The 19,932-nt window shown below is 64.5% G+C and carries 16 protein-coding genes; all 16 read left to right on the forward strand.

Translation table 11 applies throughout. The annotated features are described in order from the left end of the window. Positions 1-126 precede the first annotated feature (126 nt). A complete protein-coding gene (locus tag ACQY76_RS16675) occupies positions 127-741 on the forward strand; it encodes a DJ-1/PfpI family protein (protein WP_428029841.1) in 615 nt (204 codons plus the stop codon). A gap of 79 nt (positions 742-820) precedes the next feature. Continuing rightward, the gene (locus tag ACQY76_RS16680; protein ID WP_428029842.1) at positions 821-1,189 is read left to right on the forward strand and encodes a ribbon-helix-helix domain-containing protein; all 369 of its coding nucleotides are present in this window, start codon (positions 821-823) and stop codon (positions 1,187-1,189) included. 262 nt (positions 1,190-1,451) lie between these two features. Next, a complete protein-coding gene (gene rplK, locus ACQY76_RS16685) occupies positions 1,452-1,901 on the forward strand; it encodes a 50S ribosomal protein L11 (protein ID WP_018390591.1) in 450 nt (149 codons plus the stop codon). A gap of 4 nt (positions 1,902-1,905) precedes the next feature. Further along, a complete protein-coding gene (gene rplA / locus ACQY76_RS16690) occupies positions 1,906-2,607 on the forward strand; it encodes a 50S ribosomal protein L1 (RefSeq protein ID WP_428029843.1) in 702 nt (233 codons plus the stop codon). A 477-nt stretch (positions 2,608-3,084) separates the two neighbouring features. Further along, positions 3,085-3,603 (forward strand): 50S ribosomal protein L10, encoded by a 519-nt coding sequence (rplJ, locus tag ACQY76_RS16695; RefSeq protein WP_428029844.1) that lies wholly within the window; start codon positions 3,085-3,087, stop codon positions 3,601-3,603. A gap of 49 nt (positions 3,604-3,652) precedes the next feature. Next, on the forward strand, positions 3,653-4,024 hold the full coding sequence (gene rplL / locus ACQY76_RS16700; protein ID WP_428029845.1) for a 50S ribosomal protein L7/L12: 372 nt from the start codon (positions 3,653-3,655) through the stop codon (positions 4,022-4,024). Positions 4,025-4,297: 273 nt separating this feature from the next. Further along, positions 4,298-8,428, forward strand: a complete 4,131-nt coding sequence (gene rpoB, locus ACQY76_RS16705) for a DNA-directed RNA polymerase subunit beta (protein WP_428029846.1) — start codon at positions 4,298-4,300, stop codon at positions 8,426-8,428. Positions 8,429-8,555: 127 nt separating this feature from the next. After that, the gene (gene rpoC, locus ACQY76_RS16710; protein ID WP_428029847.1) at positions 8,556-12,746 is read left to right on the forward strand and encodes a DNA-directed RNA polymerase subunit beta'; all 4,191 of its coding nucleotides are present in this window, start codon (positions 8,556-8,558) and stop codon (positions 12,744-12,746) included. An 864-nt stretch (positions 12,747-13,610) separates the two neighbouring features. Beyond that, entirely contained in the window at positions 13,611-13,982 is a 372-nt protein-coding gene (gene rpsL / locus ACQY76_RS16715; protein ID WP_018390597.1) for a 30S ribosomal protein S12, read from the forward strand. A gap of 10 nt (positions 13,983-13,992) precedes the next feature. Further along, a complete protein-coding gene (gene rpsG, locus ACQY76_RS16720; RefSeq protein ID WP_018390598.1) occupies positions 13,993-14,463 on the forward strand; it encodes a 30S ribosomal protein S7 in 471 nt (156 codons plus the stop codon). A 27-nt stretch (positions 14,464-14,490) separates the two neighbouring features. Then, positions 14,491-16,566, forward strand: a complete 2,076-nt coding sequence (gene fusA / locus ACQY76_RS16725) for an elongation factor G (protein WP_428029848.1) — start codon at positions 14,491-14,493, stop codon at positions 16,564-16,566. A gap of 62 nt (positions 16,567-16,628) precedes the next feature. Beyond that, positions 16,629-17,819 (forward strand): elongation factor Tu, encoded by a 1,191-nt coding sequence (gene tuf, locus ACQY76_RS16730; protein ID WP_428029839.1) that lies wholly within the window; start codon positions 16,629-16,631, stop codon positions 17,817-17,819. 98 nt (positions 17,820-17,917) lie between these two features. Continuing rightward, positions 17,918-18,226: a 30S ribosomal protein S10 gene (gene rpsJ / locus ACQY76_RS16735; RefSeq protein WP_013166261.1), complete on the forward strand. Its 309-nt coding sequence runs from the start codon at positions 17,918-17,920 to the stop codon at positions 18,224-18,226. 22 nt (positions 18,227-18,248) lie between these two features. Further along, entirely contained in the window at positions 18,249-19,001 is a 753-nt protein-coding gene (gene rplC, locus ACQY76_RS16740) for a 50S ribosomal protein L3 (RefSeq protein WP_428029849.1), read from the forward strand. After that, a complete protein-coding gene (rplD, locus tag ACQY76_RS16745; RefSeq protein WP_428029850.1) occupies positions 19,001-19,621 on the forward strand; it encodes a 50S ribosomal protein L4 in 621 nt (206 codons plus the stop codon). The genes rplC and rplD overlap by 1 nt, the downstream gene beginning before the upstream one ends. After that, on the forward strand, positions 19,618-19,914 hold the full coding sequence (locus ACQY76_RS16750) for a 50S ribosomal protein L23 (RefSeq protein WP_428029851.1): 297 nt from the start codon (positions 19,618-19,620) through the stop codon (positions 19,912-19,914). The genes rplD and ACQY76_RS16750 overlap by 4 nt, the downstream gene beginning before the upstream one ends. Positions 19,915-19,932 lie beyond the last annotated feature (18 nt).

The raw sequence follows: 19,932 nt of genomic DNA on the forward strand, positions 1-19,932 counted from the left end.
CGGCGGCGCCCTTTTTCGTTGGTGTCCGCGTTAACGGGTTAACACCCTCTTTCCGGCCCGGCGGCCTATCCTTCGCCAAGCCTGCCGCCGCACATGGCGGATGGCGGCACAACAGGGGAGGACGCCATGGCTGGCAAGCGCATCCTGATGATCGTCGGCGACTTCGTCGAGGACTACGAGACCATGGTGCCGTTCCAGGCGCTGCTGGCGGTCGGGCACACCGTCCACGCGGTTTGCCCCGACAAGAAGGCCGGCGACAGCGTGGCGACCGCGATCCATGATTTCGAGGGCCACCAAACCTATTCGGAAAAGCGCGGGCATAATTTCGCGCTTAACGCCACCTTCGCCGACATCGATCCCGCCCGTTACGACGCGCTGGTGATTCCCGGCGGGCGCGCACCGGAATATCTGCGGCTCAACGCCCGCACCATCGAGATCGTGAAACACTTCTTCGACACCGACAAACCGGTGGCGGCGATCTGCCATGGCGCGCAGATTCTCGCTGGCGCGCGGGTGCTTGAGGGGCGTACCTGTTCGGCCTATCCCGCCTGCCGCGCCGAGGTTGAACTCGCCGGCGGCACCTATGCCGACATCGCCATCGACGCGGCTGTCACCGACGGCAATCTGGTGAGCGCCCCGGCCTGGCCGGCGCATCCCGCCTGGATCGGGCAGTTCCTCACGGTGCTCGGCACCACCATCGCCCATGGCGAGGCCACGGTCGGGGCGCGCAAGGCGGCGTGAGCCGTCTTCGCAGCCGGGCCGAAGCGGACTAGACTGCGCGTGGCGGGGGAGGAGCCTCCGCCACCGAGGGAGGCGCGCCATGTGCAAGCTCTTCATCGAGGCCGATCCTGCCCTGTGGCAGACCCGGCTGAAATCACTCCGGCTGAACGGATTCTCCACCAGCGTGCGGCTGGAGAACCTCTATTGGCAGGTGCTGGAGGAGATCGCCCTGCGCGACGGCATGAGCCTGCCGCAGCTGCTGGCGCGCCTGCACGACGAATTGACCTTCGCCCATGGCGGGGTCGAGAACTTCGCCTCCTTCCTGCGGGTGTGCTGCGGGCGCTATCTCGCTCTCCAATTGGAGGGCGATGTGCCGCGAGACCTGCGCACGCCGATTCGTAGCCTCGACGCCGATGCGATTCTGGCGCGCGAGGCCCATCGCAGCCGCCGCGCGCTGTCGGCGGCCTGACGGCGCCCTGCCACGGCGCGGGATGAGGCCTGCTGCTCGCGCACCCGTTGCGTTTCACTGCGCGATCCTGTATGGCACCGAGCGTGTGTCCGAAGGTGCAAGCCTATGGGCCGCATTCATACGCGGGAGGCACGGCCGGTTCGCCAGCCGGCGTTAAGCGTGCCGCTACCGCGACCCTCCATTTACGCCGCCCGCGATGAAGCCGTCGCGACGGCGTGCTTTGGCGTTTGCGACTGGCAGTCGCGCCGCCGAGGAGTTCGTCATGGCGAAAAAGATCACCGGCTACATCAAGTTGCAGGTGCCTGCCGGCTCGGCCAACCCCGCCCCGCCGATCGGCCCGGCGCTCGGTCAGCGCGGCCTCAACATCATGGAATTCTGCAAGGCGTTCAACGCCCAGACCGGCCAGCTCGAAAAGGGCATGCCGATCCCGGTGGTGATCACGGCCTATCAGGACCGTTCCTTCACCTTCGAGCTGAAGACCCCGCCGGTCTCCTACTTCTTGAAGAAGGCCGCCGGCCTCGAAACCAAGAAGAAGCCCGGCTCCGGCCACAAGACGCCGGGCAAGGGCGGCTTCGTCGGCAAGATCTCGCAGGAACAGATGCGCGAAATCGCCGGGAAGAAGATGAAGGACCTCAACTGCGAGACCGTCGAAGCGGCGGTGCGCATGATCGAGGGCTCCGCCCGTTCCATGGGCCTCGAAGTGGTGGGTTGAGCTGATGGCCAAGATTTCCAAGCGTGTTCGCTCCGTCCGCGAGGGCATCGACCCGGTGAAGCTGTACGGCCTCGACGAGGCGCTGACGCTTCTCAAGGACCGGGCCAACGCCAAGTTCGACGAGACCATCGAAGTGGCGCTGAACCTCGGCGTCGATCCCCGTCACGCCGACCAGATGGTGCGTGGCGTGTGCAACCTGCCGAATGGCTCGGGCCGTACCGTCCGCGTCGCGGTGTTCGCGCGCGGCGCCAAGGCTGACGAAGCCAAGGCGGCGGGTGCCGACATCGTCGGTGCCGAGGACCTGCTCGAGACCATCCAGGGCGGCACGATCGACTTCGATCGCTGCATCGCCACCCCGGACCTGATGCCGCTCGTCGGCCGTCTCGGCAAGGTGCTCGGCCCGCGCGGCCTGATGCCGAACCCGAAGGTCGGCACCGTCACCATGGACGTGAAGGGCGCCGTCGAGGCGGCCAAGGGCGGCGCGGTCGAGTTCCGCGTCGAGAAGGCCGGCATCATCCATGGCGGCATCGGCAAGGCCTCGTTCCCGGTCGACAAGCTGGCCGAGAACATCCGCGCCTTCGTTGACGCGGTGGTCAAGGCCAAGCCGACCGGCGCCAAGGGCACCTATCTCCAGCGCGTTGCCGTTTCCTCGACCATGGGCCCCGGCCTGAAGGTCGAGCCTGGCACCGTTCTGGCTGCCGGCTGACCGCGCGTTCGACCTATCTGCGGCACGGGGCCGGTCGCGGCCCCGTGATCGCGACGGTGTGGATTTGTCAAGCCCTTGGTGCTATCAGGGGTGACAAATCCCAAGCGACCCACTATATGGGCGGTTTCGTTATCGACGACGAGTCGATCGCGAACCGAAGCAATTTCAACTTTCGCCCGCGTAAAATCGGGCGGAGAGGCCGGTAGGGTTCGCCCTGCCGGCTTTACGTCCTGTCCGAGACTGCCGGTGCCCCTCGCTCGAGGTGGCTTAATCCCGCTCCGGGGCCAGCATAGACGGGGTACGACCGACGAAGGGTTCCGGGCAACCGGGTCCTGGCTTTCGGCTCGAACCAGCGCCTTGGCCGGTTTTCCGGTCCCAGGGGACAGGATACCAACCGTCGCCGCTCCGCAAGGAGGGGCGGCAAGGCGCAAACCCGGCGGGGAAGACCCTCTTCCTCGCCACCGGAGAGCAAGTGAAGTGGATCGAGCACAAAAAGAAGAGCTCGTCACATCGCTGACCGACGTGTTCCAGAACACCTCGGTTGTCGTCGTGGCCCACTATTCCGGCCTCACCGTCGCCCAGCTGTCGGCCCTGCGCCGCCAGATGAAGGCGAATGGTGCGACCGTGAAGGTGGCGAAGAACCGCCTCGCCAAGATCGCTCTCGAAGGATCGGACGTCGCTCATGTCGCGGCCCTGCTGAAGGGTCCGACCATCATCGCTTATTCCAGCGATCCTGTTGCGGCTCCGAAGGTTGCCGTCGACTTCGCCAAGACGAACGACAAGTTCGTCATCCTCGGCGGAGCGTTCGGCACGACGGCCCTGAATGTGGATGGTGTGAAGGCTCTGGCCACCATGCCGTCCCTCGATGAACTGCGCGCCAAGCTGATCGGCCTCATCCAGGCCCCGGCTACCAAGATCGCCCAGCTCACCACCGCGCCGGCTGCGAAGCTCGCCCGCGTGTTTGGGGCCTATGCCAAAGAGAACGAAGCCGCGTGAGGCTTCCCGGTAATACTGGTTCGAACCGAAATCCAAGGACTTAAGTAAAATGGCTGATCTGTCGAAGCTCGTTGACGAGCTGTCCTCCCTGACCGTTCTCGAGGCTGCCGAGCTCGCGAAGCTCCTCGAAGAGAAGTGGGGCGTTTCCGCTGCCGCCGCCGTGGCTGTCGCCGCTGCCCCGGCCGCTGCCGCTGCCCCCGTCGAAGAGCAGACCGAGTTCACCGTTATCCTGGCCTCGGCCGGCGATAAGAAGATCGAGGTCATCAAGGAAGTCCGCGCCATCACCGGCCTGGGCCTCAAGGAAGCCAAGGATCTCGTCGAGGCGGCCCCCAAGGCTGTCAAGGAAGGCGTGACCAAGGACGAAGCCGAAAAGATCAAGGCGCAGATCGAGAAGGCCGGTGCCAAGGTCGAGCTCAAGTGATCATCTGATCATTCGAGGCCGCCGGTTCGCCGGCGGCCTCTGCCTTCGGGATAGCCGAGGGCATGGTTTAGGGAAGCCCGACGGCTTCCCAGACGATCCGGATCGGGGTCGTCTGGCGAGCCGTCGGTCAGGGAACGCCGGAGAGGCAGGCACCGCTTGTGCCTCATCCTCGTCGGATTGTTCCGTGATCTTATGCCTCCACGCAAGGCCACCGGCCCTCCCGCCGGTATCGTGGAAGGCGCTGACGGATACTCGGACGGAGCGAGGAGCGACATGGCGCAGACGTTCACCGGTCGTAAGCGGGTCCGCAAGTTTTTCGGCAAGATCCAGGAAGTGGCGGAGATGCCGAACCTCATCGAGGTTCAGAAGGCATCCTACGACCAGTTCCTGCAGATCGTTGAGCCGAAGGGCGGTCGCGCCGACGACGGCATTCAGGCGGTTTTCAAGTCGGTTTTCCCGATTTCGGACTTTTCGGGCGCTGCCATGCTCGAATTCGTCCGCTACGAATTCGAGCCGCCGAAGTACGACGTTGACGAGTGTCGCCAGCGCGGCATGACCTTCGCGGCGCCGCTGAAGGTCACGCTGCGCCTCATCGTGTTCGATGTCGATCCCGATACCGGCTCCAAGTCCGTCAAGGACATCAAGGAGCAGGATGTCTACATGGGCGACATCCCGCTGATGACCATGAACGGCACGTTCATCGTGAACGGCACCGAACGTGTCATCGTGTCCCAGATGCACCGCTCGCCCGGCGTGTTCTTCGACCACGACAAGGGCAAGACGCATTCCTCGGGCAAGCTGCTGTTCGCCGCCCGCATCATCCCGTATCGTGGCTCCTGGCTCGACATCGAGTTCGACGCCAAGGACATCGTCTATGCGCGTATCGACCGCCGCCGCAAGATTCCGGTGACGAGCCTGCTCTTCGCCCTCGGCCTCGCCGGCGAAGAGATCCTCAACACCTTCTACGACACCATCACCTTCGCCCGCGCGAAGGATGGCTGGCGCATGCCGTTCGATCCCAAGCGGATGAAGGGCTACAAGGCCGTTTCCGACCTCATCGACGCCGACACCGGCGAAGTCGTGGTCGAGGCCGGCAAGAAGGTGACGGTCCGCCAGGCCCGCCAACTCGCCGAGAAGGGCCTCAAGGCGCTCAAGATTTCCGACGACGAGATGGTCGGCCAGTATGTGGCCGAGGACATCGTCAACCCGACCTCGGGCGAGATCTACGTCGAGGCCGGTGAGGAAGTCACCGAGAAGATGCTCAAGCAGCTTGTCGAGCTTGGCTATGACGAGGTGCCGATCCTCGATATCGACCACATCAATGTGGGCGCCTATATCCGCAACACGCTGACCGTCGACAAGAACGTCACCCGCGAAGACGCGCTGTTCGACATCTACCGCGTGATGCGTCCCGGCGAGCCGCCGACGCTCGATTCCGCGCAGGCCATGTTCCACTCGCTGTTCTTCGACAGTGAGCGCTACGACCTGTCCGCCGTCGGCCGCGTCAAGATGAACATGCGCCTCGACCTCGACGCCGAGGACACCGTGCGCGTGCTGCGCCGCGAGGACATTCTCGCGGTCATCCAGACGCTGGTCCAGCTGCGCGACGGCAAGGGCGAGATCGACGACATCGATCACCTCGGCAACCGCCGCGTCCGCTCGGTCGGCGAGCTGATGGAGAACCAGTACCGCGTCGGCCTGCTGCGCATGGAGCGCGCCATCAAGGAGCGCATGTCGTCCGTCGACATCGACACCGTGATGCCGCAGGACCTCATCAACGCGAAGCCGGTTGCGGCTGCGGTGCGCGAGTTCTTCGGCTCGTCGCAGCTCTCGCAGTTCATGGACCAGACCAATCCGCTGTCGGAGATCACCCACAAGCGTCGCCTCTCGGCGCTTGGCCCGGGCGGCCTGACGCGCGAGCGTGCCGGCTTCGAAGTGCGCGACGTGCACCCGACGCATTACGGCCGCATCTGCCCGATCGAGACGCCGGAAGGCCCGAATATCGGCCTGATCAACTCGCTGGCGACCTTTGCCCGCGTGAACAAGTACGGCTTCATCGAGGCGCCCTACCGCCGCGTGAAGGACAGCCAGGTCCAGGACGAAGTGGTCTATCTCTCCGCCATGGAGGAGGGGAAGTACTACGTCGCGCAGGCCAACATCCCGCTCGACGCGGAAGGCCGCTTCACCGAGGACCTGATCGTCTGCCGGCACGCCGGCGACGTGCTTCTCGTCACCCCGGACCGCGTCGACTTCATGGACGTGTCGCCCAAGCAGCTCGTCTCGGTCGCCGCCGCGCTCATTCCGTTTCTTGAGAACGATGACGCCAACCGCGCGCTGATGGGCTCGAACATGCAGCGCCAGGCCGTGCCGCTGGTGCGCGCCGACGCGCCCTTCGTGGGCACGGGCATGGAAGCGATCGTTGCCCGTGACTCGGGTGCCGCCATCGGCGCCCGTCGTACCGGCATGGTCGACCAGGTCGATGCGACCCGTATCGTCATCCGCGCGACGGAAGAGAACGATCCGTCGAAGTCCGGCGTCGACATCTACCGGCTGCAGAAGTTCCAGCGCTCGAACCAGTCGACCTGCATCAACCAGCGTCCGCTGGTGCGGGTGGGCGACCGCGTGCGCAAGGGCGACATCATCGCTGACGGTCCCTCGACCGATCTCGGCGATCTGGCGCTCGGCCGGAACATCCTCGTCGCCTTCATGCCGTGGAATGGCTACAACTTCGAAGATTCCATCCTGCTGTCGGAGAACATCTCCAAGGGTGACGTCTTCTCCTCGATCCACATCGAGGAATTCGAGGTGATGGCCCGTGACACCAAGCTGGGTCCGGAGGAAATCACGCGCGACATTCCCAACGTGTCGGAAGAGGCGCTGAAGAACCTGGACGAAGCCGGCATCGTCTATATCGGCGCCGAAGTGCAGGCGGGCGACATCCTCTGCGGCAAGATCACGCCGAAGGGCGAGAGCCCGATGACCCCGGAAGAGAAGCTGCTTCGCGCCATCTTCGGCGAGAAGGCGGCGGATGTGCGCGACACCTCGCTGCGCGTTCCTCCCGGCGTCACCGGCACCATCGTCGAAGTGCGCGTGTTCAACCGCCACGGTGTGGACAAGGACGAGCGCGCCCAGGCGATCGAGCGCGAAGAGATCGAGCGTCTGGCCAAGGACCGCGACGACGAGCAGGCCATTCTCGACCGTAACGTCTTCGGGCGTCTCGCCGAGATGCTCGACGGCAAGACCGGCGTCGCCGGCCCCAAGGGCTTCAAGAAGGACTCGGCTCTCACCCGTTCGGTGCTGACCGAGTACCCGCGCAGCCAGTGGTGGCAGTTCGCGGTCGCCGACGACCAGCTCATGAGCGAGCTGGAGGCGATCCGCAACCAGTACGACGAGTCGAAGAAGCGCCTCGAGCAGCGCTTCCTCGACAAGGTCGAGAAGCTGCAGCGCGGCGACGAGCTGCCGCCCGGCGTGATGAAGATGGTCAAGGTCTTCATCGCGGTGAAGCGCAAGATCCAGCCGGGCGACAAGATGGCCGGCCGGCACGGCAATAAGGGCGTGGTCTCGCGCATCGTCCCGGTCGAGGACATGCCGTTCCTTGAGGACGGCACCCCGGTCGACATGGTGCTCAACCCGCTCGGCGTGCCCTCGCGCATGAATGTCGGGCAGATCCTCGAGACGCATCTCGGCTGGGCCTGCGCCGGTCTCGGCCGGGTCATCGACCGCGCCATCGAAGGCTACCGTCAGACGCAGGACATCGCGCCGCTGAAGGATGCGTTCGGCAAGATCTACGGCAAGGACGACACCATCGACTCGCTCGACGAGGAAGGTCTGGTCGAGCTGGGATCGAACCTGCGTCGCGGCGTGCCGATTGCCACGCCGGTGTTCGACGGCGCCCGCGAGGCGGATATCGAGCACATGCTGGAGCTGGCGGGCCTCGACAAGTCGGCGCAGTCGACGCTGTTCGACGGCCGTACCGGCGAGCAGTTCGATCGTAAGGTCACGGTCGGCTACATCTACATGCTGAAGCTGCATCACCTTGTCGACGACAAGATCCATGCACGCTCGATCGGCCCGTACTCGCTCGTTACCCAGCAGCCGCTGGGCGGCAAGGCGCAGTTCGGCGGTCAGCGCTTCGGCGAGATGGAAGTGTGGGCGCTCGAGGCTTATGGCGCGGCCTACACGCTGCAGGAGATGCTCACCGTCAAGTCGGACGACGTCGCGGGCCGTACCAAGGTCTACGAGGCGATCGTGCGCGGCGACGACACGTTCGAGGCGGGCATTCCCGAGAGCTTCAACGTTCTCGTGAAGGAGATGCGTTCGCTCGGCCTGAACGTCGAGCTGATGAACTCCAAGACCCTCTCGGCCGTGGCGACGCCCGGCGAGAGCCTGCCAGCGGCCGAATGACCGACTGAACCAAAGGGGGCGGGTGCACCCGGTGCGTCCGCCCCTTCGACCGCTCGACAGACCAGACTTTTCCGTGACCCCAACCAGCCGCGGCGGCGGAGGCGGGGTCCAGCCGAAGGAGACGGCGATGAATCAAGAGGTGATGAATCTCTTCAACCCGGCGGCGCCGGCGCCGACTTTCGATCAGATCAAGATCTCGATCGCGAGTCCGGAGAAGATCCTGTCGTGGTCCTTCGGTGAGATCAAGAAGCCGGAGACGATCAACTACCGTACGTTCAAGCCCGAGCGTGACGGCTTGTTCTGCGCGCGCATCTTCGGTCCCATCAAGGACTATGAGTGCCTGTGCGGCAAGTACAAGCGCATGAAGTACAAGGGCATCATCTGCGAGAAGTGCGGCGTGGAAGTCACGCTGTCGCGCGTGCGCCGTGAGCGCATGGGCCACATCGAGCTTGCTGCCCCGGTTGCCCATATCTGGTTCCTGAAGTCGCTGCCGAGCCGCATCGGCCTGCTGCTCGACATGACGCTCAAGGACCTCGAGCGCATCCTGTACTTCGAGTATTACTGCGTCATCGAGCCCGGCCTCACGCCGCTGAAGGAGCGTCAGCTCCTCTCGGAAGAAGACTATCTGCGCGCCCAGGAAGAGTATGGCGACGATTCGTTCACCGCGCTGATCGGCGCGGAGGCGATCCGCGAGATCCTGCGCGGCATGGACCTCGAGAAGATCGCCGGCAACCTCCGCAAGGAGATCGCCGAGGCGACCACCGAGCTCAAGCCGAAGAAGCTCGCCAAGCGCCTGAAGATCGTCGAGGCCTTCCAGGAGTCCGGCAACAAGCCGGAATGGATGATCCTGACGCATGTCCCGGTCATCCCGCCGGACCTGCGCCCGCTCGTCCCGCTGGACGGCGGCCGCTTCGCCACGTCCGACCTGAACGATCTCTACCGCCGCGTCATCAACCGCAACAACCGCCTCAAGCGGCTGATCGAGCTGAAGGCGCCGGACATCATCATCCGCAACGAGAAGCGCATGCTTCAGGAAGCGGTCGATGCGCTGTTCGACAACGGCCGTCGCGGCCGCGTCATCACGGGCGCCAACAAGCGCCCGCTGAAGTCGCTCGCCGACATGCTGAAGGGCAAGCAGGGCCGGTTCCGCCAGAACCTGCTCGGCAAGCGCGTCGACTATTCCGGCCGTTCGGTGATCGTCGTCGGTCCCGAGCTGAAGCTGCACCAGTGCGGCCTGCCGAAGAAGATGGCGCTGGAGCTGTTCAAGCCCTTCATCTATTCGCGCCTCGACGCAAAGGGCCTTTCCGCGACCGTGAAGCAGGCGAAGAAGCTGGTCGAGAAGGAGCGTCCCGAGGTCTGGGACATCCTCGACGAGGTCATCCGCGAGCATCCGGTGATGCTGAACCGCGCCCCGACGCTGCATCGCCTGGGCATCCAGGCGTTCGAGCCGGTGCTGATCGAAGGCAAGGCGATCCAGCTTCACCCGCTGGTCTGCTCGGCCTTCAACGCGGACTTCGACGGCGACCAGATGGCGGTGCACGTGCCCCTGTCCATCGAGGCGCAGCTTGAAGCGCGCGTGCTGATGATGTCGACCAACAACATCCTGCACCCGGCCAACGGCGCGCCGATCATCGTGCCGTCGCAGGATATCGTGCTCGGTCTCTATTATCTCACCATGATGAAGGAGAACGAGCCGGGCGAAGGCATGGCCTTCTCCAACATGGGCGAGATCGACCACGCGCTGGCTGCCAAGGCCATCACGCTGCACACCAAGGTGCGCGGGCGCTATATCGGCGTGGGCGAGGACGGCAAGCCGGTCTCGAAGATCCACGACACCACGCCCGGCCGCATGAAGCTCGGCGAATTGCTGCCGAAGAACGCCAAGACTCCCTTCGACGTCGTCAACAAGCTGATGACCAAGAAGGAAATCTCGAACATGATCGACACCGTCTACCGCCACTGCGGTCAGAAGGAGACGGTCATCTTCTGCGACCGCATCATGACGCTCGGCTTCTCCAACGCCTTCCGCGCCGGCATCTCCTTCGGCAAGGACGACATGGTGGTGCCCTCCAAGAAGTGGGACATGGTCGAAGAGACCCGTGCGCTCACCAAGGAGTACGAGCAGCAGTACAATGACGGCCTGATCACCCAGGGCGAAAAGTACAACAAGGTCGTCGACGCGTGGGGCAAGTGCTCCGCCCGCCTCGCCGACGAGATGATGGCCGAGATTTCGGCGGTGAAGAAGGACCCGGTGACGGGTCGCGAGAAGCAGATCAACTCGATCTACATGATGGCGCATTCCGGCGCGCGTGGTTCGCGCGAACAGATGCGCCAGCTCGCCGCCATGCGCGGCCTGATGGCCAAGCCGTCGGGCGAGATCATCGAGACGCCGATCATCTCGAACTTCAAGGAAGGCCTGTCCGTGCTCGAGTACTTCAACTCGACCCACGGTGCCCGTAAGGGCCTGGCCGATACCGCGCTAAAGACCGCCAACTCGGGCTACCTGACCCGTCGTCTCGTCGACGTGGCCCAGGACAGCATCATCACGTTGCGCGACTGCGGCACCACCAACGGTATCGCCATGCGCGCCATCATCGACGCGGGCAACATCGTCGCCACGCTCGGCTCGCGCGTTCTTGGCCGCACCGCGGCCGAGGACGTGATCGAGGGGGCGACCGGCAATGTGATCGTGCCGGCCGGCCACATGATGGACGAGGCCGATGTCGAGCGCATCGGCAAGGCGGGCGTGCAGGAGATCAAGATCCGCTCCGTGCTGACCTGCGAGGCCAAGAACGGCGTCTGCGGCACCTGCTACGGCCGCGACCTGGCTCGCGGCACGCCGGTGAACATGGGCGAGGCCGTCGGCGTCATCGCGGCGCAGTCTATCGGTGAGCCGGGCACCCAGCTCACCATGCGCACCTTCCACATCGGCGGCGCGGCGCAGCTCTCCGAGCAGTCCTTCATCGAGGCCTCGTTCGAGGGCACGGTGAAGCTCCGCAACCGCAACGTGGTGCGGAATTCGGAAGGCGAGCTGATCGCGATGAGCCGCAACCTTTCCGTCCTGATCATCGATCACGACGGTTCGGAGAAGGCGACTCACCGCATCCAGTTCGGCGCCAAGCTGAAGGTTGATGACGGCGACGCCATCAAGCGCGGCCAGCGCATCGCCGAGTGGGACCCCTATACCCGCCCGATCCTCACCGAGGTCGAGGGTATCGTGGGTTACGAGGATCTGGTCGAAGGCGCCTCGCTCAGCGAAACGGTCGACGAATCGACCGGTATCGCCAAGCGCGTCGTCACCGACTGGCGCACCGGCCGTGGCTCGGAACTGCGCCCCTCGCTGGTCGTCAAGGGTCCGGACGGCAAGGTGCTGAAGCTGCAGCGCGGCGGCGATGCCCGCTACACGCTGCCGGTCGAGGCCATCCTGTCGGCCGACCCCGGTTCGACCATCAAGGCGGGCGACGTGCTCGCCCGCGTGCCGATGGAGTCCGCCAAGACCCGCGACATCACGGGCGGCCTACCGCGCGTGGCGGAGCTGTTCGAGGCGCGTCGTCCGAAGGATGCGGCGATCATCGCCGAAATCTCCGGCACGATCCGGTTCGGCAAGGACTACAAGAACAAGCGTCGCGTAAGCATCGAGCCGCAGGATTCGACCGACGACACGGCCGAGTACCTGATCCCGAAGGGAAAGCACATCCATCTGCAGGATGGCGACCTTGTCGAGAAGGGCGACTTCATCGTCGACGGCAACCCGGCGCCGCACGACATCCTGGCCATCAAGGGCGTCGAGGAACTCGCCGCCTATCTCGTCAACGAGATCCAGGAGGTCTACCGGCTGCAGGGCGTGCTCATCAACGACAAGCACATCGAGGTGATTGTCCGTCAGATGCTGCAGAAGGTTGAGATCGACGACGCCGGCGAGAGCGACCTGCTCACCAATGAGCAGATCGACGCGTCGGAGCTCAACGAGATCAACGAGCGCCTGATCGCCGAGGGCAAGAAGACCGCTTCCGGTCATCCGGTCCTGCTCGGCATCACCAAGGCGAGCCTGCAGACCCGCTCCTTCATCTCGGCCGCCTCCTTCCAGGAGACGACCCGGGTGCTCACCGAGGCGGCGGTCAACGGCAAGTCCGACGATCTCGCCGGCCTCAAGGAGAACGTCATCGTCGGCCGCCTCATCCCGGCGGGTACCGGCGCCCAGATGGCGAAGCTCCGCGTGACCGCGACCACGCGCGATGAGCTGATCACCGCGCAGAACGAGCAGGACGGCGCCGCTGCCAATGCGCGCCGCATCGAGGGTCCCGCCGCCGCCGAGTGACCGGCGTCGGAAATCCTTGAAATGAAGAAGGGCCGCTCCTGAAGGGGGCGGCCCTTTTTACTTGCCGGCTCTGCGGGGCAGGGGGCGCCCGGTGAGCCGCCCGTGCGGGCGCGCTACGCCCGGGGGCGACGATACGCAGTTCCGTGCCTGGTGACCGCAGCGGGGGCACACGCGGCCCCGTGTGCGGTTGATCGGCATATCTGCGCGGTACTTGCGACGGGGGCCGGCGATTGAGGCGGAGGGGGCCGGCTCGCAAGCCAAAGCTCCGTGCGTTTCTCCGCCGCCTGATAAGGTGTCGGCCACCCGCTGCGCCGTGAGTCGCGAATCGTCAGCGGAAACCGTTCGACGGTCCTTCCGCGCGATCGGTCGGGAGAATCGGGCGAGTCGGTGAGCGAGGGGCCTTCCGGCAGATCGACGCATGTTCGTTGCGTGGCGACCGGTTTCTACGAAATCTAACGCCTGCAATGGCTCGCACGACCCTGTGAGCGGGTTATCTTGCGGTTAAGGGTTGACGAAAGGCGAGTCGGCGCGTAGAAGGCGCCTACTTTCACGGCAGGCGGTTGATGTTACCGCGTTCGGACACCCTGTCTGGACACAGAACGTCAAGACGCTGCCGGGACGCAAGCACGACCAATTCCGGCGCATGATCGCGCATATGAGGGCTCTTCGAGCCGTCGCGTGATCCTCTGAACGTTGAGCGCCCTCGGCCAGGTCCTGGCCGGCGGCGCTTCTTTCGTTCGCAGACTGGCCGGTAGTGCTGACTGTTCCGATCCGTCGCGAAAGAAGAATGCGGTTGTGGCCGCGGAAATTGGGTTAGCGCGAGGGCATTCCTGTCCGTAGCGCAGCGAGACGAAGGCGAGACACGTGCCGACGATCAACCAGCTGATCCGCAAGCCGCGGGAAGCCCAGAAGGCCCGGAACAAGGTTCCGGCGCTGCAGGCCAGCCCGCAGAAGCGTGGTGTTTGCACCCGCGTCTATACGACGACCCCGAAGAAGCCGAACTCGGCGCTTCGTAAGGTCGCCAAGGTTCGTCTGACCAATGGCTACGAAGTCATCGGTTACATCCCCGGCGAGGGGCACAACCTGCAGGAACACTCCGTGGTGATGATCCGCGGCGGCCGCGTCAAGGATCTTCCCGGCGTGCGCTATCACATCCTGCGCGGCGTGCTCGATACGCAGGGCGTCAAGAATCGTAAGCAGCGCCGTTCCAAGTACGGCGCCAAGCGGCCGAAGTGAGGATTGAACGATGTCCCGTCGTCATCGTGCAGAGCGCCGTGAAGTCACCCCGGATCCCAAGTTTGGGAGCGAGGTGCTGAGCCGCTTCATGAACGCCGTCATGTATGACGGCAAGAAGTCGGTTGCCGAGCAGATCGTTTATGGCGCTCTCGACCTCGTCGAGAACCGCGCCAAGTCGGAGCCGCTGGGTGTGTTCACCCAGGCGCTCGACAATGTCAGCCCGGCCATCGAGGTGCGCTCCCGCCGTGTCGGCGGCGCCACTTACCAGGTGCCCGTCGAAGTGCGTCCCGAGCGTCGTCAGGCTCTCGCGATCCGCTGGCTGATCATTGCGGCCCGTGCGCGCAACGAGAAGACCATGGTCGAGCGTCTGTCGGGCGAACTGCTCGACGCCTCGAACAACCGCGGCACCGCCGTGAAGAAACGTGAAGACACGCACCGCATGGCGGAGGCCAACCGCGCCTTCTCTCACTACCGCTGGTGATGACGAGAGCCGGGACGAGGATCTGATATGTCGCGCATTAATGCTATCGAAGACTACCGTAACTTCGGCATCATGGCCCACATTGATGCTGGCAAGACCACCACGACCGAACGGATCCTCTATTACACCGGCAAGAGCCACAAGATCGGCGAAGTCCATGATGGCGCTGCCACCATGGACTGGATGACCCAGGAGCAGGAGCGCGGCATTACCATTACGTCCGCCGCGACGACCGCTTTCTGGCACGGCAAGCGCCTGAACATCATCGACACCCCCGGCCACGTCGACTTCACCATTGAAGTCGAGCGTTCGCTGCGCGTGCTCGACGGCGCCGTCTGCGTTCTCGACGGCAACCAGGGCGTCGAGCCGCAGACCGAGACCGTCTGGCGCCAGGCCGACAAGTACAATGTTCCGCGCATCGTGTTCGTCAACAAGATGGACAAGACCGGCGCCGACTTCTTCCGCTGCGTCGAGATGATCATCGACCGCGTGGACGGCAAGCCGGTCTGCTGCCAGCTGCCCATCGGTTCCGAGATCAACTTCAAGGGCATCATCGACCTCGTCCGCATGAAGGCGGTCGTCTGGGACAATGAAGAGCTGGGTGCGAAGTATCACGACGAAGAGATCCCGGCCGAGCTGCTCGACCAGGCCGTCGAATATCGCGGCAAGCTGCTCGAAGCGGCCGTCGAGCTCGACGACGACGTGCTCTCCGCCTATCTGGACGGCGTCGAGCCGGACGAAGCCACCCTCAAGGGTCTGATCCGCAAGGCCGTCATCGGCCGCGTGTTCAACCCGGTGTTCTGCGGCTCGGCCTTCAAGAACAAGGGCGTTCAGCCCCTGCTCGACGCGGTGTGCGACTTCCTGCCGTCGCCGGTCGATCGTGGCGCCATCAAGGGCATCGATTTCGACACCGAGGAAGAGACCGTTCGCAACCCGAACGATAGCGACCCGCTGTCGGTCCTCGCGTTCAAGATCATGGACGACCCCTTCGTCGGCACCATCACCTTCTGCCGCGTCTATTCGGGCAAGCTCGAGACCGGCATGGGCCTGCTGAACTCGACCCGCGACAAGAAAGAGCGCGTCGGCCGCATGCTGCTGATGCATGCGAACAACCGCGAAGACATCAAGGAAGCCTATGCCGGCGACATCGTCGCCCTGGCGGGTCTCAAGGAAGTGCGCACCGGCGACACGCTGTGCGACCCGGCCAAGCCGGTCATCCTGGAGAAGATGGAATTCCCCGAGCCGGTCATCGAGATCGCGATCGAGCCGAAGTCCAAGGCCGACCAGGAGAAGCTGGGCCTCGCTCTGGCCAAGCTCGCGGCGGAGGATCCGTCCTTCCGCGTGTCGACCGATTTCGAAAGCGGCCAGACCATCCTCAAGGGCATGGGCGAACTGCATCTCGACATCAAGGTCGACATCCTGAAGCGCACCTACAAGGTCGACGCTAATATCGGCGCCCCGCAGGTGGCCTATCGCGAGACGATCACCCGCAAGACCGAAGTCGACTACACCCACAAGAAGCAGACCGGTGGTACCGGCCAGTTCGCCCGGGTGAAGTTCGTGGTCGAGCCGAACGAAGTCGGCAAGGGCTTCTCGTTCGAGAGCAAGGTCATCGGCGGCGCGGTGCCGAAGGAGTACATCCCCGGCGTCAACAAGGGTCTGGAAAGCGTGCTCGGTTCGGGCGTGCTGGCCGGCTTCCCGGTGGTGGACGTCAAGGTCGAGCTCATCGACGGCGCCTATCATGAAGTCGACTCGTCGGCGCTTGCCTTCGAAATCGCCTCGCGTGCGGCGTTCCGCGAAGCCCTGCAGAAGGGTGGCGCGGTGCTCCTCGAGCCGATCATGAAGGTCGAGGTCGTGACCCCGGAAGACTACACCGGCTCGGTCATCGGCGACCTCAACTCCCGCCGCGGCCAGATCCAGGGCCAGGACATGCGTGGCAATGCGAACGTCGTGAATGCGATGGTGCCGCTCGCCAACATGTTTGGCTACGTCAATACGCTTCGGTCCTTCTCGCAGGGCCGCGCTACCTTCACCATGCAGTTCGACCACTACGAGCAGGTGCCGTCGAACGTCGCTCAGGAGGTCCAGGCCAAGTACGCGTAAGCGTCTGCCTGGGTTTCTGAAGCGCATTCGTATCAACATCGATAAGACCGACGGAGAGCCTCGTGGCCAAAGAGAAGTTCAACCGATCGAAGCCTCACTGCAACATTGGGACGATCGGCCATGTTGACCATGGCAAGACGTCTTTGACGGCTGCGATCACGAAGATTCTTGCGGAATCGGGCGGCGCGACGTTTACGGCGTACGACCAGATCGACAAGGCTCCGGAAGAGAAGGCGCGCGGGATCACGATCTCGACGGCGCATGTCGAGTACGAGACGACGAACCGCCATTACGCCCACGTCGATTGCCCCGGCCACGCGGATTATGTGAAGAACATGATCACCGGCGCGGCGCAGATGGACGGCGCGATCCTGGTGGTTTCGGCCGCCGACGGCCCGATGCCGCAGACCCGCGAGCACATCCTGCTCGCCCGCCAGGTCGGCGTTCCGGCGCTGGTGGTGTTCCTGAACAAGTGCGACCAGGTCGACGACGAGGAGCTCCTCGAGCTCGTCGAGCTGGAAGTGCGCGAGCTGCTGTCGAAGTACGACTTCCCGGGCGACGACATTCCGATCATCCGTGGCTCGGCGCTGGTGGCGCTGCAGAACGGCGACCCCAAGCTGGGCCATGACGCGGTGCTGGAGCTGATGAAGGCGGTCGACGCCTACATCCCGCAGCCGGAGCGTCCGGTTGACCTGCCGTTCCTGATGCCGATCGAGGACGTGTTCTCGATCTCGGGTCGCGGCACGGTGGTGACCGGCCGCGTCGAGCGCGGCATCATCAAGGTGGGCGAGGAAGTCGAGATCGTCGGCATCCGTCCGACCATCAAGACGACGGTGACCGGCGTTGAGATGTTCCGGAAGCTGCTCGACCAGGGCCAGGCCGGCGACAATGTCGGCATTCTGGTTCGCGGCACGAAGCGCGAGGACGTCGAGCGCGGCCAGGTTGTGTGCAAGCCGGGTTCGGTGAAGCCGCACACCAAGTTCAAGGCCGAGGCGTACATCCTGACGAAGGAAGAGGGCGGCCGCCACACGCCGTTCTTCACCAATTACCGTCCGCAGTTCTACTTCCGGACGACGGACGTGACGGGCATCGTGACCCTGCCGGAAGGCACGGAAATGGTGATGCCGGGCGATAACATCACGGTCGACGTGGCGCTGATCGTGCCGATCGCGATGGAAGACAAGCTGCGCTTCGCCATCCGCGAAGGCGGCCGCACCGTCGGCGCCGGCGTCGTCGCCTCGATCATCGAGTAACACCGAACAATCCCGAGGGGCGCGGGATCGCTTGCGCCCCTTTTTCGTGGAGCTCGTTACAGAGCCCGACTGACGAGCCCTCTGGGAGCCTGAAGTCAATGAACGGCCAGAACATTCGGATCCGCCTCAAGGCGTTCGATCACCGCATCCTGGATGCCTCGACGCGCGAAATCGTGTCGACGGCGAAGCGTACGGGCGCCCAGGTCCGCGGCCCCATTCCGCTGCCGACGCGGATTGAGAAATTCACGGTCAATCGTTCTCCCCACGTGGACAAGAAGTCCCGTGAGCAGTTCGAGATGCGGACGCACAAGCGTCTGCTCGACATCGTCGATCCGACCCCCCAGACCGTGGACGCGCTGATGAAGCTCGACCTCGCTGCGGGCGTCGACGTCGAAATCAAGCTCTGAGAGAAGGCGAAGGGACACGGCCATGCGGTCAGGCGTCATCGCCCAGAAGGTCGGCATGACCCGCATCTTTAACGATGCAGGTGAACATGTTCCGGTCACTGTGCTGAAAGTTGATAATTGCCAGGTGGTTGCCCACCGTACCATCGAGAAGAACGGCTATTCGGCCGTGCAGCTCGGTGTCGGTCAGGCGAAGCCTCAGAACACCACGCGCGCTCTGCGCGGCCATTTCGCCGTGGCGAAGGTCGAGCCCAAGCGCAAGATGGCGGAGTTCCGCGTCGAGGAGACCGACCTTATCCCGGTCGGTGCCGAGCTGACCGTCGACCACTTCGTGGTCGGCCAGTTCGTCGACGTGACGGGCACCTCCATCGGCAAGGGCTTTGCCGGTGGTATGAAGCGCCACAATTTCGGTGGTCTGCGCGCCACTCACGGCGTGTCGGTCTCGCATCGTTCGATCGGTTCTACCGGTGGTCGTCAGGACCCCGGCAAGACCTTCAAGAACAAGAAGATGCCGGGCCACATGGGCCATGAGACGGTGACCACCCAGAACCTCAAGGTTGTGCTCACCGATGTCGAGCGCGGTCTGATCGCGGTCGAGGGTGCGGTTCCCGGCAACAAGGGCGGCTGGATCCTGGTGGCTGACGCGGTGAAGAAGAAGCTGCCGGAAGCCGCGCCGAAGCCGGGCAAGTTCCGTCTTCCGGGCGCGGATGCGGCCAGCGACGCGCCGGCGGCTGACGTGGCTCCCGCGACCGAGGCTGCGGCCGAGGAGAACGTGTGATGGAACTCGCCGTCAAGACTCTCGAAGGCGCCGAAGCCGGCTCCGTCACCCTGTCGGACGAGATTTTCGGTCTCGAGCCGCGCCAGGACATCCTGCACCGCTGCGTGGTGTGGCAGCTGTCGCGCCGCCAGGCCGGCACGCACCAGACCCTGTCCCGCGCGGACGTCAACCGCACCAAGCGGAAGATGTACAAGCAGAAGGGCACCGGCGGCGCACGTCACGGCGCGGCCTCCGCTCCGCAGTTCCGCGGCGGCGCCAAGGCGTTCGGCCCGGTCGCCCGCAGCCATGCGAGCGAGCTGCCGAAGAAGGTCCGCGCGCTTGCCTTGAAGCATGCGCTGTCGTCCAAGGCCAAGGACCAGCAGATCATCGTCCTCGACGATGCCGTGCTGGCCGAGCCGAAGACCAAGCTGCTCAAGGAGCGTCTGGCGGGCCTCGGCCTGTCGAGCGTGCTCGTCGTGTCCGGCGCCGAGGTGGATGCCAATTTCGGCCTCGCCTCGCGCAATGTCACCCATCTCGACGTTCTGCCCGTCCAGGGCATCAACGTCTACGACATCCTGCGCCGTCAGACCCTGGTGCTGACGAAGGCGGCTGTCGACGCTCTGGAGGCGCGCTTCAAATGAGTATCGATCCGCGCCACTACGACGTGATCGTGTCCCCGGTGATCACCGAGAAGGCCACGATGGCGTCCGAGCACAACAAGGTCGTCTTCAAGGTTGCTCTGACGGCTACCAAGCCGCAGATCAAGGAAGCGGTCGAGAAGCTCTTCGACGTGAAGGTCGAGAGCGTCAACACGCTGGTCCGCAAGGGGAAGACGAAGTTCTTCAAGGGCCGCAAGGGCGTGCAGAACGACGTGAAGAAGGCGGTTGTGACCCTCGCCGAGGGACACTCCATCGACATCACGACGGGTCTGTGAGCCGGAATTAAGGGACCA

It is taken from the genome of Ancylobacter sp., from assembly GCF_965279025.1.
Classification (GTDB): domain Bacteria; phylum Pseudomonadota; class Alphaproteobacteria; order Rhizobiales; family Xanthobacteraceae; genus Ancylobacter.